Origin of the sequence: Kribbella sp. C-35 (assembly GCF_046549195.1) — a bacterium.
Taxonomy (GTDB): domain Bacteria; phylum Actinomycetota; class Actinomycetes; order Propionibacteriales; family Kribbellaceae; genus Kribbella.
In genome coordinates this window covers 313,664-328,692 of record NZ_JAJPWG010000003.1, presented here as the reverse complement: position 1 = coordinate 328,692, position 15,029 = coordinate 313,664, and the positions used below count along the sequence as shown (strand labels likewise).

At 68.2% G+C, this 15,029-nt stretch carries 8 protein-coding genes; 3 read left to right on the top strand and 5 right to left on the bottom strand.

The features are described from left to right. Positions 1-9: 9 nt before the first annotated feature. The gene (locus ACLJOO_RS21520; protein WP_410789037.1) at positions 10-1,101 is read right to left on the bottom strand and encodes a pyridoxal phosphate-dependent aminotransferase; all 1,092 of its coding nucleotides are present in this window, start codon (positions 1,099-1,101) and stop codon (positions 10-12) included. Positions 1,102-1,164: 63 nt separating this feature from the next. Here ACLJOO_RS21520 and ACLJOO_RS21515 point away from each other — a divergent pair, with 63 nt between their 5' ends. Together ACLJOO_RS21515 and ACLJOO_RS21510 are read left to right on the top strand one after the other, a co-directional pair. Beyond that, positions 1,165-2,577, top strand: a complete 1,413-nt coding sequence (locus ACLJOO_RS21515) for a PLP-dependent aminotransferase family protein (protein ID WP_410789036.1) — start codon at positions 1,165-1,167, stop codon at positions 2,575-2,577. Positions 2,578-2,646: 69 nt separating this feature from the next. Further along, complete coding sequence (locus ACLJOO_RS21510) at positions 2,647-3,510, top strand: LLM class F420-dependent oxidoreductase (RefSeq protein ID WP_410789035.1); 864 nt, start codon at positions 2,647-2,649, stop codon at positions 3,508-3,510. Here the strand turns inward: ACLJOO_RS21510 and ACLJOO_RS21505 are convergent. The 4 genes from ACLJOO_RS21505 to ACLJOO_RS21490 all read right to left on the bottom strand — a co-directional run bounded on the left by ACLJOO_RS21505 (position 3,507) and on the right by ACLJOO_RS21490 (position 11,120). Continuing rightward, positions 3,507-6,275: a glycoside hydrolase family 2 TIM barrel-domain containing protein gene (locus tag ACLJOO_RS21505; RefSeq protein ID WP_410789034.1), complete on the bottom strand. Its 2,769-nt coding sequence runs from the start codon at positions 6,273-6,275 to the stop codon at positions 3,507-3,509. The genes ACLJOO_RS21510 and ACLJOO_RS21505 overlap by 4 nt on opposite strands. An 84-nt stretch (positions 6,276-6,359) precedes the next feature. Further along, a complete protein-coding gene (locus ACLJOO_RS21500) occupies positions 6,360-6,788 on the bottom strand; it encodes a Fur family transcriptional regulator (RefSeq protein ID WP_410789032.1) in 429 nt (142 codons plus the stop codon). A 1-nt stretch (position 6,789) separates the two neighbouring features. Then, positions 6,790-9,474 (bottom strand): type I DNA topoisomerase, encoded by a 2,685-nt coding sequence (gene topA, locus ACLJOO_RS21495; protein WP_410789030.1) that lies wholly within the window; start codon positions 9,472-9,474, stop codon positions 6,790-6,792. Between the two features lie 305 nt (positions 9,475-9,779). After that, the gene (locus ACLJOO_RS21490; RefSeq protein WP_410789028.1) at positions 9,780-11,120 is read right to left on the bottom strand and encodes an alpha/beta hydrolase family protein; all 1,341 of its coding nucleotides are present in this window, start codon (positions 11,118-11,120) and stop codon (positions 9,780-9,782) included. A 315-nt stretch (positions 11,121-11,435) separates the two neighbouring features. Here ACLJOO_RS21490 and ACLJOO_RS21485 point away from each other — a divergent pair, with 315 nt between their 5' ends. After that, complete coding sequence (locus ACLJOO_RS21485; RefSeq protein WP_410789027.1) at positions 11,436-14,912, top strand: NPCBM/NEW2 domain-containing protein; 3,477 nt, start codon at positions 11,436-11,438, stop codon at positions 14,910-14,912. Positions 14,913-15,029 lie beyond the last annotated feature (117 nt).

Below are 15,029 nucleotides of genomic sequence, written 5' to 3'. Positions count from 1 at the left end.
ACCGCAAGCCTAGTGGGCAGCGTGGACAGCCTCGCCCAGCGCATCCAGTGCGGCCTTCAACTCACCCGCGGGCAGGAACCCGAACCCGAGGCGGAACACCCGCGGCTCGTCCCCGAACCAGTCCCCGTCGGCCAGCCGGACACCGGCCTCCGCCGCCGTACGCCGGAACCGCTCGAGATCCACCGCCGGCTTGAGCCGGATCACGCACAACGCCCCGGCATCCGGCCGAACCCACTCGACCAGCTCACCGTTCGCGTTGACCCAGTCCTGCGTGATCAGCAGGTTCTGCTCCAGCCAAGGCCGTCGTACGGCGAGGATCTCGTCCTCCTGCTCGAACACGCGAATCGCCAGCGCCTCCGTGACCGTGGACGCGGAGACCACCGTGCTGAACTTCGCCGTCGTCAACTGCTCGACCAGGCCGGCGTCGGTGCTGATCACCCACCCGATCCGCAACCCGGCCGCCCCATGGCACTTCGAGAGCGACGCGACAGACACCAGCTTCGGCCCGAGCCGGAGCGCCGTGTCCGCGACCGGATCGTCGCCGTACGCCGCGATCCGGTAGGTCTCGTCCACCATCAGGTACGCGTCCGGACAGATCTCACTCATCGCGTCGACGATCTCGCGCAGAGTCTCCGGAGATACGGCCACACCGGACGGGTTCTGCGGCGTGGCCAAACTGACCAGCCTGGTCTCCGACGTGAGCTGCGCACGCACCGCGTCCGCAGTGAGCCGGTACCCCTCGTCGAAGGTCAGCGGAACGACTCGCACCGACGCACCGACCGTGTCGAACGCGCTGCGCGTCATCGGGAACTGCGGCGCGGTCGTCACCACCTCACCCTCCAGCAGGTAGGCGAGCAGGAAGATCCCGTGCATCCCGCCGACAGTGACGACCACGTCCTCGGGCCGTACGCCGTGCCGGTCCGCGATCGCCGTACGGAGTCTCACGTCACCGGCAGCCGTGCCGTAGCCGAGTTCGAGGTCGTCCAGCTCGGGCGTGAGCAGGTCGGCGAGCCGGAGGTCCGGGCCGTAGCTCTCGCCCAGTTCGTACCGTGGCTGCTCGGCGGTCAGGGAGATGATCGGGTTTCTCGGAAAGGTCGGCATACCGCCATCGTTCTGGACTCGCGCTGGCCGATGGAGAGCCAATCCGGCAGAATTGGTTCGCAGATGAGACCAATCGAGGTGGTTGACCGGTTGGGCCGCTGGTCGTCCGGCCGCGGCCCGCTGTACGTGCTGCTCGCGGCCCGCCTGCGGCACCTGATCGACGATGGCGAGCTACCGCCGGGCGTACTGCTTCCACCGGACCGCGCGCTGGCCGGCGCGTTGGCAGTCGGCCGTACGACGGTGGTCGCCGCCTACGACCTGCTCCGGGCCGAAGGGCGCATCACCCGGAAGCAGGGCAGCGGGACACGCGTGGCCGGCATACCTCGCAACAGTCAGGTCGAGGACGCTCCGGTCGACCCGATCTTCCTGGACTCGCTGGAGGCCCGGGACGACGACGTACTGCTGGCGATCTGTGCCGCACCTGGCGATCCGCCGCCGCAGTTGGCGGAGGCGTTCGCCAAGATCGCGCCGGAGCTCGCCCGCGTCACCGACGACATCGGCTACTACCCATACGGCTACCCGGCGCTCCGCGAGGCACTGGCGGACCGCTACACGGCGCGCGGCGTACCGACCGCGTTCGAACAGATCCTCGTGACGAACGGTGGTCAGCAGGCGCTCTCGCTGCTGGCGCATGCCCTCGTGTCGCCCGGGGACCAGGTGCTCGTCGAGGCACCGACGTACCCGGGCGCGCTGGAGGTGTTCCGGGAGGAGGGCGCCGTACTGCGCGGTCTGCCGGTGGGACTCGAGGGGCTCGACGCGGCGATCCGGGAGCGGCGGCCGGCGATCGCCTACGTCATCCCGACGTACCAGAACCCGACCGGCTCGGTGATGTCCGCGCTCGCCCGTCAGCGCGTGGCCGGCGCAGGCATCCCGGTGATCGAGGACGAGGTGCCGGCCGACCTCAGGTTCCCCGGCGAGGCATTGCCCACGCCGATGGCGGCGTACAGCGACTCCGTCATCTCGATCGGCTCACTCAGCAAGAGCATCTGGGGCGGCCTGCGCATCGGCTGGATCCGCGCCGCGCCGCCGCTGATCAATCGCCTGGCCCGCCTCCGCGCAGTCCACGACCTTGGCGGCAACGTCCCGACCCAGCTGGCCGCAGTACACCTGCTACCGCTCCTGGACGGCCCAGCCCTGCACCAAACCCTCAAGACCCGCCACGACCACCTACACGCTCTGCTCACCGAGGCGCTGCCCACCTGGCAAATCCCAACCGTCTCCGGCGGCCAGTGCCTCTGGGCCCGCCTCCCACACGGCGACGGCACCTCCTTCGCCCAAACAGCCCTCCGCCACGGCCTAGCAATCCTCCCCGGCTCCGGCCTCGACGTCACCGCCGCCAGCGACGCCTACATCCGCCTCCACTTCCGCGCCCACCCAGCCGACCTCACCGAAGCCGTCCACCGCCTAACCCGCGCCTGGTCCGCCTACCACCCACCAACCGACCGAGTACACCCCCGCCCAGCCATCGCGATCTAGCTAGTTCTGCGGCCACTTGCTCACAAGTGGGTGCTGACCGGGGTGGTGGTGACGCCTAGCGTCGCGGGCATGAGACTTGGCGCAGTCGGGATCTGGGCTCCTTCGACGCTGTGGACGCAGGAGGGAGACGGGCTGCGGGACGCTGTGGCCGAACTGGAGGAGCTCGGGTTCGGGACCGTCTGGGTCGGGAACGGGCCGAACATGCTCGAGCTGGCGGCGACGGCGCTCCAGGCGACCGAGGAGCTCACCATCGCGACCGGGATCGTGAACATCTGGGTGCACGCGGCCCCGGACGTCACCGAGGCGTACCACCGGATGGAGAAGCAGCATCCGGGCCGGCTCGTGCTCGGTCTCGGCAACGGTCCCCGGGAGGCACAGCAATGGTCGCAGTCGCCGTTTCGCGAGCTGACGTCGTACCTCGACCGGCTGGACGCGGCCGACGTGCCTGTCGGCAGACGCATACTGGCCGCGGTCGGGCCGCGCATGCTGGCGCTGGCGGCGGCGAGGAGTCGCGGCGCCCATTCGTTCCTGATCACACCCGAGCACACGGCCATCGCCCGTACGGCGCTCGGCGACGGGCCGGTGCTGGCTCCGGAGCAGAAGGTGGTCCTCGAATCGGATCCGTCGACGGCACGGGCCATCGCACGGCAGGCGTTGGACTTCTACCTGAGCAAGCGCGGGTATACGACCAACCTACGGCGGCTCGGCTTCACCGACGACGACTTCGCGCACGGCGGCAGCGACCGTCTGGTCGACGCGACAGTCGCCTGGGGGGACCTGGAAACGGTCCGGGCCCGCGTCAAGGAGCACCACGACGCCGGAGCGGACCACGTCGCCGTCCAGCTCCTGACCTGGCAGACCGACGCTCCGAACCGCACCAGCCGCCGGTTGCCCGGGGAGGGCTACCGGCGGCTGGCGGACGCGCTTGACTAGCCGGCGATGAAGCGGAGCTTCAGGCTCGCGGGGGCCGTCTTCAGTTTGTCGCGGTCGGGGAGTTTGGGGCCGCAGGCTGCGGTGCCGACGCCGGTTTGGGCGAGGTCGATGGTGACGTGGGTGGTGTCGCCCGGGGTGAGGAACGCGGTGTGGGTCGCGTTCTCCAGGTCGGCCGATGTCCAGTCGCGGACGGTGAGGCCGAAGAGCTGGTCGACGGCCTCGATCCGCAGGCCGTCGAGCGTGGCCCAGCGGGTGTCGATGCGGTGGCCGTTCTCCTGGGGGCGGACGTACGGCGTCTGCAGTTGGGCGACCGTGGCGGAGTACTTGCCGACCGCGGCGGCCTCGCGGGTGTCGACGTACGCCTCGTCCGGGCCGGTGCCGAACCACTCGACCTGCTGCACCTTCGGCAGCTCGAACGTGATGCCGAGCCGCGGCAGCACCTCCGGAAACAGCCCTTCCGGTACGACGCTCAACTCCAGCACCACGCCGTCGTCGGCAGCGGTCCAACGCCACGTGCTGCGCAGACCCCACTGCAACTGCGGCGGCGCGGTCCGGGTGACGACCTCCCAGGCACCGTCGCGCTCACCCTGCGACACGATCCGGTGCTGCACGCGATGCAAGCCTTCCTCGCGCCAGGCCGCCGCGACACCCGGGATCGCGTCGTTGTCGATCGGCGCCCGCCAAACATCCAACCGAGCGTTCGTCACACCCGCGACAGAGATCCCATCAACCCCGGCCTCGCCCGAGGCCGGGGAACCACTCACGACAACCTCGGCCGCGACCGGCTCGTCCAGACGGATCTGGCCCCAGGCGATGCGGTGGCCGGCCTCGCCCCAGGACGTCGCCTCGGCCAAAGAAGCGGTCACCGTCACCCAGGTCTCGGGCTTCGAGGCATCCACCGACGGCAGCTCAACCGTCACGGTCTCGCCAGGTGCGATCACCGGAACCGACAGGCTCCCGGTGTCAACACGTGAGCCCTCGGTCTCGACGACGTAGCTGAAGCTCAGGTGGCTGGTGTCGAGCACCTCGTAGCGGTTGGTGATCGACACCCGATTGCCATCAGCAACGATCCGCAGCGGCTCGATCACCTTGATGTATTCGTGCATCCCGGGCGAAGGCGTCCGGTCCGGGAACACCAGCCCGTCGCAGACGAAGTTCCCGTCGTGGATCGTCTCCCCGAAGTCCCCGCCGTACGCGTAGACCTCGCGACCGTCGATCGTGGTCCGCAGGCCGTGGTCGATGAACTCCCAGATGAACCCGCCCTGACAACGCGGGTACTTCTCGAACATCTCGCGGTAGTCGACCAGCCCGCCCGGCCCGTTCCCCATCGCGTGCCCGTACTCGCACAGGATGAACGGCAGTCCCCGGTACGACGAGGTGTCCTCGCCGATCTCCGCGACGCCCTCGGGCGAGGTGTACATGCTCGAGTAGATGTCGACGAACTCGGCGTCCCGATCCCGCTCGTAGTGCACCGGCCGCGACGGGTCGAGCTCCTTGACCAGGTCGTACATCGCCTTGAGGTTGTCGCCCATCCCGCACTCGTTGCCGAGCGACCAGAGCACGATCGACGGGTGGTTCTTGTCCCGCTCGACGGTCCGGCGCATCCGAAGCACCATGTCGTCGCGGAACCGCTCGTCCATCACCGGGTTCGGCAGCTTCGGCGGCTGCGGCTCGTACCCGAACCCGTGCGTCTCGAGATCGCACTCGTCGATCACATAGAGGCCATAGGCATCGCACAACGCCAGGAAGTGCGGGTGCGGCGGGTAGTGGCTGGTGCGGACCGCGTTGATCCCGGCCCGCTTCATGATCAGTACGTCGTCCAGCATGTCCTGCTCGGTCAGCGAGCGGCCCCGGTCCGGGTGGAACTCGTGCCGGTTGACGCCGTTGAACAGCACCCGGTTGCCGTTGACGGTGAAGATCCCGTCGACGATCGCGACAGTCCGGAACCCGATCCGCAGCCGCACGTCACCGCCGGCACTCCGCAGTACGGCGTCGTACAGCCGCGGCACCTCGGCGCTCCAGGGCTGCACACCCTCGACGCGCACATGCTCGCCCGTCGCGACCTCGAGGCCCAGTTCAGGCACCGACACCGTGCCCGGTACGTCGGACTCGACCAGCAGCGTGCCCGCACCGTCGATGTGGTCCCACGCGGCCTTGACGAAGACATCGGTCGGCGCGTCCGGACGCAGCGCCAGCAGGTTGACCTCACGGAAGATCCCGGACAGCCACCACATGTCCTGGTCCTCGACGTACGAACCGGTCGACCACTGATGCACCCGCACCGCGATCCGCGCTTCCTTGCCCGGAGCAACCAACGAGGTGACGTCGAACTCCGACGCCAGCCGGGAGCCGGACGACCAGCCGACCCGCTCGCCGTTCACGTAGACCGCGAACCGCGAGTCCACGCCCTCGAACCGGAGCACGATCCGGGCGCCTTCGAAGTCGGCCGGGACCGTCACGGTCCGGACGTAGTCGCCGGTCGGGTTGTCGGTCGGCACGTACGGCGGCTCGAGCGGGAACGGGTAGACCACGTTCGTGTACGCCGGCGCGCCGTACCCGTTCAGCTGCCAGTGGCCCGGCACCGCGATGGTGTCCCAGCCGGAGGTGTCCGGGTCCTTCAGGTCGTCCGGCGCGTCCGCCACGGTCGGGGACAGCCGGAAGCTCCAGTCCCCGCTGAGCGCGACCCGCCCGGAGTCGTCATCCAGCCACGCCCGCGGCGCCAGTACGTTCAAACCCGACGCAAAGTCCTCGACATAGTCCGTCACAGGAGTCGACCCTAAGCCAACTCACTTCATGGATCCACACCGATGAACAGATATGGACAGTCGTGACCGGAGCGGGCCGATCGGCTACTGGCAGTCCTTACAGACTCCGACGAGGGCCACCTGCTCGGGGGCGAGATGGAAGCCGAGTTCGCGGGCGAGCTTCTTGCGGGCGGACTCGAGGACGTCGCCAGGAGCGTCGTACACGGTGCCGCACTCGGAGCAGCGCAGATGCAGGTGCCGCGGCGCGAGGTCCCCGGCCAGGTGGTACGTCGTACCGGCCCGGCCCAGGTGCACATGCGTGACGAGACCGAACTCACCCAGCGCGTCGAGCGCCCGGTAGACGGTGGCGCGGTGGATGCCCGGGCGGAGCTGCTCGGCGCGTTCACCGATCTGCTCGGCGCTCAGGTGCTCCTCGGTGCCGGCCAGCACCTCGACCACCGCGAGCCGCGCCGGCGTGACCCGCTCGCCCCGCTCCCGCAACCGCTGCGCACTGACCTCGACTGGACTCGTCATGTCAGGACTTCTTTGCCGTCGACTTCTTCGCTGTCGTCTTCTTGGCGGCGGTCTTCTTGGCCGCCGTCTTCTTCGCCGCAGTCGTCTTCTTCGCAGCGGTCTTCTTGGCGGCCGTCTTCTTCGCCGGACGCTTCACCGGGCCGCGGGCGCGCTTCTCCGCCAGCAGCTCGGCCGCCCGGAGCAGCGAGATGGTATCCACCGAGTCGTCCTTGCGGAGCGTCGCGTTCGTCTCCCCATCGGTGACGTAAGGACCGAAGCGGCCCTCCTTAACCACCACGGGCTTCTTGGACTCCGGGTCCTCGCCCAGCTCCTTCAGCGGCGGCGCGGCGGCCCGCCGGCCCCGCTGCTTCGGCTCGGCGTAGATCGCCAGCGCCTCCTCGAGCGTGATGTCGAACATCTGCTCCTCGGACGACAGCGAGCGCGAGTCCGTGCCCTTCTTCAGGTACGGCCCGTAGCGCCCGTTCTGCGCGGTGATCTCGTCACCGGACTCCGGGTCCTTCCCGACCACGCGCGGCAGCGACAGCAGCTTCATCGCGTCGTCGAGCCCGATCGACTCCAGCGTCATCGACTTCAGCAGCGACCCGGTCCGCGGCTTCGCGCTCTTCGGCGCGTCCTCCGGCAGCACCTCCGTCACGTACGGCCCGAACCGCCCGGCCTTCGCGACCACCTTCAGGCCGGTGTCCGGTGCGTTGCCGAGCTCGTGCTCGACACCCGACGGCTGCTCCAGCAGTTCCTTGGCCTTGTCGACAGTCAGCTCGTCCGGCGGCAGGTCCTCGGGCACGTTCGCGCGCCGCTCGTCCTTGTCCTCGACGTACGGCCCGTACCGCCCGACGCGGACGACGATCCCGCTGTCGTCCCCGCCGACCGGGAAGGTCGACATCTCCCGGGCGTCGATATCGCCCAGGTCGGTGACCATCGACTTCAGGCCCTCGAGGTCGTCGTCGCCGAAGTAGAACCGGGACAGCACGCCCTCACGCTGCAGGTCGCCGGCCGCGACCTCGTCGAGCACGTCCTCCATCGTCGCGGTGAACGCGTAGTCCACCAGCCGGGTGAAGTGCTCCTCGAGCAGCCGGACGACCGCGAACGCCAGCCAGGCCGGAACCAGCGCCTGGCCCTTCTTGTAGATGTACTTGCGGGCCTGGATCGTGCCGATGATCGAGGCGTACGTCGACGGCCGCCCGATCTCACGCTCTTCCAGCTCCCGGATCAGCGTCGCTTCCGTGAACCGCGCCGGCGGCTTCGTCTCGTGCCCCGAGGCGAGCACCTCGATGGCGGGCAGGACGTCGCCCTCCTCGACGTTCGGCAGCCGGGTCTCCTGGTCGTCGGTCCCCGCGGACGGGTCGTCCGCACCCTCGACGTACGCCTTGAGGAACCCGTGGAACGTGATCACCCGGCCGGACGACGTGAACTCGCACTTCTCACCGGTGGAAGCGGTCGCGTCGATCTTGATCGACACGCTGTTCCCGGCGGCGTCCTTCATCTGGGACGCGATCGTCCGCATCCAGATCAGCTCGTAGAGCCGGAACTCGGCGCCGCTCAGACCGGTCTGAGCCGGAGTCTGGAAGACCTCACCGGCCGGCCGGATCGCCTCGTGCGCCTCCTGGGCGTTCTTCACCTTGGAGGTGTAGACGCGCGGCTTGTCCGGCAGGTACGACGCGCCGTACAGCTCCCGGACCTGGGCCCGGGCCGCGGTGATCGCGGTGTCCGACAGCGTGACGCTGTCGGTACGCATATAGGTGATGTTGCCGTTCTCGTAGAGCCGCTGGGCGACCTGCATGGTCTGCGACGCGGACATGCCGAGCTTGCGGCCGGCCTCCTGCTGCAGCGTGGTGGTCCGGAACGGCGCGTACGGCTTGCGGGTGTACGGCTTGGACTCGATCGACCGGACGGTGAACTGCGAGTCGCGCAGCGCGGCGGCCAGCGCGGTCGCGGTCTGCTCGTTCAGATGAACTGTGTTCGCGCCCTTGAGCTCACCGATCGAACTGAAGTCGCGGCCCTGCGCCACCCGCTTGCTGTCCACCGAGACCAGGCGGGAACCGAACTGCCGCGGCGTCCGGCTCTCACCGGCGTCGAGGGTCGCGTCGAGGTCCCAGTACGACGCGCTGCGGAAGGCGATCCGCTCGCGCTCGCGGTCCACCACCATCCGGATCGCGACCGACTGCACCCGGCCCGCCGACAGCTTCGGCATGACCTTCTTCCACAGCACCGGGGAGACCTCGTACCCGTACAGCCGGTCCAGGATCCGGCGCGCCTCCTGGGCGTCGACGAGCGCCTCGTCGATGTCCCGGGCGTTACCGACCGCGTCCTGGATCGCCTTCGGGGTGATCTCGTGGAAGACCATCCGCTTGACCGGGACCTTCGGCTTCAGCTCCTCGAGCAGGTGCCAGGCGATCGCCTCGCCCTCGCGGTCCTCATCTGTCGCCAGGAAGAGCTCGTCGGCGCCCTTGAGCAGGTCCTTGAGCTTGCGGATCTGGGCCTTCTTGTCGGCGGGCACGACGTACAGCGGGTCGAAGTGGTCCTCGACGTTCACGCCGAGCCGGGCCCACGGAAGGCCTTTGTACTTGGCGGGGATCTCGTCCGCCCCGCTCGGCAGGTCGCGGATGTGGCCGAAGCTGGACTCCACCACGTACCCGGACCCCAAGAAACCGGCGATCATCCGCGCCTTCTTCGGCGACTCGACGATCACCAGACGCCTACCAACCGATTCAGTAGAGCCTGCGGCTGTCTTCGTCCCTGCTGCCCCTGCCACTGCGCTCCCTACTCTCGTCCTGCCGACAACGCCCCTACTCCGTCGTCTGTTCCCCCGGGCACAGACCGACCCCACCGAGGACAGGGTACGGCCGACGGCAACGCGTTTTCTCAACGCACGGTAACCGGTCCCGCCCCCTCCACACCCCTTAGGCTGTCAGAAAGTGGCGAACAACCCACCGTCACCGCGAGTCGCGACACTGCCACAGACTGCCCTGGGGCGTCTAACGAGAGTACGCCGTCTCAGCGTGCGAACCGGACCTCCGGGAATTTGGACGAGTCTCCGCGCAGCAGAAGAGACGGGCGCCGGCGCAGCGTCTGGTCGAAGAACGCAGCGACGTACTCGCGCTGGGCGAGCACGCTGCGCGCCGGCTTGGCGCTGCCCACCAGCGCCTTCATCACCGACGTGATGATCGGGTCCTCGCCGTAGATCTCGTGGAACAGCTGGGAAAAGATGAACTGGTAGTCGGTGAAGGCCCGCTGCTTGGTGCTCGCCAGCGTCAGGTTCAGCTTCCCGCCGCGCTGCGCCTCCCAGAAACTCGCCCATGACTTGTCGTAGTACTCCTTGCCCGGATCGGTCCGTTGCGTCTCGGCCGAGCCGAACAGCAGGAACGGCCGGTCCAGCCCTTTCTCCGCGACCTCACCGAGCGGCCCCTTGAGCCGGTCGTCCTGCAACGTGCCGTCCAGGTCGAGCCCGGCCAGCACCCGCTCGTCCTCGAGCATCGTGTTCGCGGTCGTGTACCCACCGAGCGCGAACCCGAACATGCCGACCTTGCGCAGATCCAGCCCCTCCGCCAGCCCGCCGGGGAGATCCTTGCCCTCGGCATCGACATTCTCGCCGCGGGCGAGCCGTTCCAACTGATCCAGGACGAACCGCGCGTCCGCAGTCCGGGTCTCGACCGCCTTCCGGATCTCCGCCGGATCAGCCGGCTCCGCGGCCGGCAGGCCCGGTAGGAATCGCCCGCCGGGGAACTCCACGGGCGTCTCGTGCGAGTGGTCCATCGTCACCACGACGTACCCGCGGCTCGCCAGATCCTCCGCCTGCGCGGTGTTCACGAACCGGCTGTACTGGTAGCCGGGTGAGAACAGTACGACGGGATGCCGCAGCCGCTGCATAGGTACGTCGACGCGCGAATGTGTCTCGGTGTTCGCGAAGTCGAACGATCCGCTCGGCAGGGCGAGTCCGTACTCACCCGTCCACGTGTCGTCCACCTCGACTGCCGTCTTTGGCGGCATGTATTTCGCGAACGGCGCCGCTCCGAACATGCCCGCCGGGTACCAGAGGCTGATCATCAGCTCCCGCTGCCCGCTCGGCATGCTCGGATCCGGGCGGGACCGGTCGATCAGATGGATCGCGGTCGTCCCGAGCGCCTTCCGCCCGGTCGGCTGAGGCAGCCGGAACCGCACCGGGTGGAAATCAGGATCACCCGCCGGGCGGATCCCACCAAGGCGGTCAGGGTCGAACGGCGAGGCGTGCGCCAGTCCCGGTGTGGCCGCCGCCAGTCCGGCCAGCAGACCGGCCGACAGGACGTGACGCCTGGTGAAGACGTGACTGCTGGGGCTGCTGGGACGCCTGTTCGTCATGCGACTCATCGTCATCGCGGAGTTTCACTCCGTGATAGCGACACCGTCTCAACTTGATGAAGCTGACCTGATGACAATCCACGGCCGGTGAGCTTCAATGTGCGCATCTTGTTCATTGATGCGTGAAGTGAGGCAGTCGTGAGCATCTTTGTCCGCATGAAACGTTCAGTAGTCGCCCTAGCTCTGTTAGCGGGCGCACTCGTGTAGACCGCGGCTCCCGCGCAGGCCGCCGCCACTACGCTCGGTGACGTCACCGGGTTCGCGGCCGACGAAGCGGCGTACACCCTCAGCGCCGGCGCGGCGAAGGTGCGAGTGGTGTTCCTGAAGGACGACGTCTTCCGGCTGTGGATGGCGCCGGACGGGAACTTCACCGACCCCGCCGACACCGGTGAAGGCTCGAACATCGTCACCAAGACCGACTACGGGACGCCGTCGACGACCTGGCGTGACCGCGGCACCTACTACTCGCTCACGACCGGCAAGATCGAGGTCCGCGCGCAGAAGAAGCCGCTGAAGTTCTCGGTCTACCGCTCGAACGGCCAACTGGTGTGGTCCGAGGCAGCGCCGCTGTCCTGGACCGACGCGTCGACCACGCAGACCCTCGGCCGCGGCGCGAACGAGCAGTTCTTCGGCGGCGGCATGCAGAACGGCCGCTTCTCGCACCGCGACCAGACGATCAAGATCTCGCGGGACTTCAACTGGGAGGACGGCGGCAACCCGAACGCCTCGCCGTACTACATGAGCACCGCGGGGTACGGCGTACTCCGCAACACGTTCAGCCCGGGTAGTTACAACTTCACTAGTCCCGTTGCAACTACTCACGACGAAACGCGGTTCGACGCGTACTACTTCATCGGCGACCTGAAGACCTCGCTCGACCGCTACACCGAGCTCACCGGCCGGCCGTTCATGCCGCCGATCTACGGACTCGAGTACGGCGACTCGGACTGCTACAACCGCGGTCACTACGCGACCGATCCGGACCCCAGCAACGACTGGAAGGTCAACCCGGACAAGGTGACGACGCTGGACGCGGTCAAGGTCGCGCAGCGCTTCAAGGACGAGGACATGCCAGGCGGCTGGATGCTCGTCAACGACGACTACGGCTGCGGCTACTCCGCCAACACCGAGTCCGAGCAGGTCGACGGCACCTGGTGGGGCAAGCGGGACATCCCGGCGCTGAAGCAGGCCGGTGACGACCTGCGGGCGCGGAACATCCAGATGGGTCTCTGGACGCAGTCGAACCTGGACCGGCAGCCGGCCGAGGTCGGCGAGGCCGGTGTCCGCGTCCGAAAGCTCGACGTGGCCTGGGTCGGTCCGGGGTACCGGTACGCACTGACGGCCTGCGACACCGCGCACGACGGGATCGAGCAGTACAGCAACGCCCGCGGGTTCGCGTGGATGGTCGAGGGCTGGGCCGGCGCGCAGCGGTGCGCAGTGCAGTGGACCGGTGACCACAGCGGTTCGCTGGACGCCATCAAGTGGCAGATCCCGGCGATCACCGGGTCCGGCAACTCCGGCATCGCCTACAGCGCGGGCGATGTGGACGGGATCTTCGGTGGCTCCGCGACGTCGTACGTGCGGGACATGCAGTGGAAGGTGTTCAACCCGGCGTTCATGACGATGTCCGGCTGGTCGACGCCGGCGTACAAGCAGCCGTGGGCGTACGGCGATCCGTACACCTCGATCAACCGCAAGTACCTGAAGCTGCGGGAGCGGTTGCTGCCGTACTTCTACACGTACGCCGCCGAAGCCCACCGGACCGGCGCTCCGCTGAACCGGTCGCTGGTGCTGGAGTACCCGACCGACCCGAAGACGTGGGACGACACGACCAAGTACGAATTCCTCGCCGGCAAGGAGTTCCTGGTCGCCCCGATGTACGGCGCGGACGAGGTGAAGAACGGGATCTACCTGCCCGCGGGCCGGTGGATCGACTACTGGACGGGCCGTGTGTACCAGGGCCCGACGACCGTGAACGGGTACCACGCTCCGCTCGACACGCTGCCGCTGTTCGTAAAGGCAGGCGCGGTCGTGCCGATGTGGAAGCCCGGGATCAACACCGCCGCCGAACAAGGATTCGGCGACCAGGTGACCGTCGACATCTACCCGTCCGGGAAGTCGTCGTTCTCGATGTACGAGGACGATCGTGTGACCCGGTCCGGGAAGTCCGCGACGCAGACGTTCGCGGTCGACGCACCGACGCAGGGCCGCGGCGACGTGACCGTCAAGATCGGCGCGAGCATCGGGTCGTACGACGGCAAGCCGGCGACCCGCCCGTACGAGCTGACCGTCCACACCGGCTCCGCCCCGCGCAACGTCACGATCGACGGGCGCCCGGCTGCATTCACCTACGCCAACGGCATCGTCCGTGTGCAGACCGCATCGATCCCGACCTCCCGGAGCGCTGTGGTTGTCCTGTCCGGAACATCCGCAGTGGGTGGACCGGATGTCACGAACACCTTCGGGACGCCTGAGCTCACCACGCCCTCGCTGTGGAACGCTCCGGGCCAGGCGACCGAGGTGACCGCGTCGTTCCGCAACGGCACCACTACGACGGTGCGCAACGTACGGCTCGATGTCCAGGTGCCGGCCGGGTGGAGCGTCAGCGGCGCAAACACCTTCGCGTCGGTGGATCCCGGCCGAACCGTGACGACCAAGCTGCAGGTCACGCCCGGCGCGGACGTGAAACCCGCGAGCTTCACGTTGACGTTGAAGGCGTCGTACGTTGCTCAGGGCAACAGTTATACGAACACCTCGACGGGGACGGCGCAGTTGCCGTACGCCTCGGTGTCGCAGGCCGCGAACGTGGTCGGGGTCAGCGACGCATCGACGTACAAGCAAGGGAACTTCGACGGGTCGGGCAACAGCTTCAACGGTGAGGCGCTGGCGGCGGCCGGGTACACGCCTGGTGCGACCGTGAACGTGCAGGGCGCCGACTTCACGTGGCCGAGCGGGGCGCCCGGTACGCCGAACCTCGTGAAGAACCAGTCGGCTCCGATCCTCGTGTCCGGGACCGGATCGCATCTAGCACTGCTAGGCGCCGGCGCGAGTCTGAACGCCCGTGGGACGGTGACGGTCATCTACACCGACGGATCGACGTCGGAGGGCACGTTCCAGTTGCCGAACTGGTGCTGTCAGGATCCGACGACGGGTGGCGCCAAGCTGGCCATGTCGGTCAAGGGCCGGTATACGGCGGCCGGGTTGAGCAATACGACGACGGACTACCGGGTGTTCTACACCGCCGTACCGCTTGATCCCGGGAAGACCGTGAAGGCGATCAAGCTGCCGGGCGGCGGACTGGGCTTCTTCGCGGCCACGATCGCCGACAAACCGTTGCCACCGGCACCTACCGGGGAGAACTGGGTCAGCGACCTCGAGTTCCTTGACTCCACCAACGGTTGGGGCCCGGTCGAACGCGACCACAGCAACGGCGAGGACGCGGCCGGCGACGGCGGACCGATCACGCTCGACGGCGTCCACTACGCGAAGGGGCTCGGCGCTCACGCCCCCTCGTCGGTCAGCGTCCGCCTCGGCGGCAACTGCACGAGCTTCACCAGCAAACTGGGCATCGACGACGAAATGGAAGACCGCGGCAAGGTCACCTTCAAGGTCCTCACCGACGGCACCGCCCGCTACACATCAGACCAGCTGACCGGCACTTCCCCAACCGCCACCACCACGGTCGACGTCACCGGCGCCCAAACCCTGACCCTCCAAGTAACCGACGGCGGCGACGGCAACACCAGCGACCACGCCGACTGGGCCGAACCCAAACTCACCTGCAACCCCTAACCACCCGCCCACCCACCCCACCACCCGAGCCGCGGCCACCCGCCCGCCCTCGGGTGGCACAACCCTCCAACTGAGGGGACATCCCCCCAGTTGGAGGGTTGCCCATTGAGAATCTCA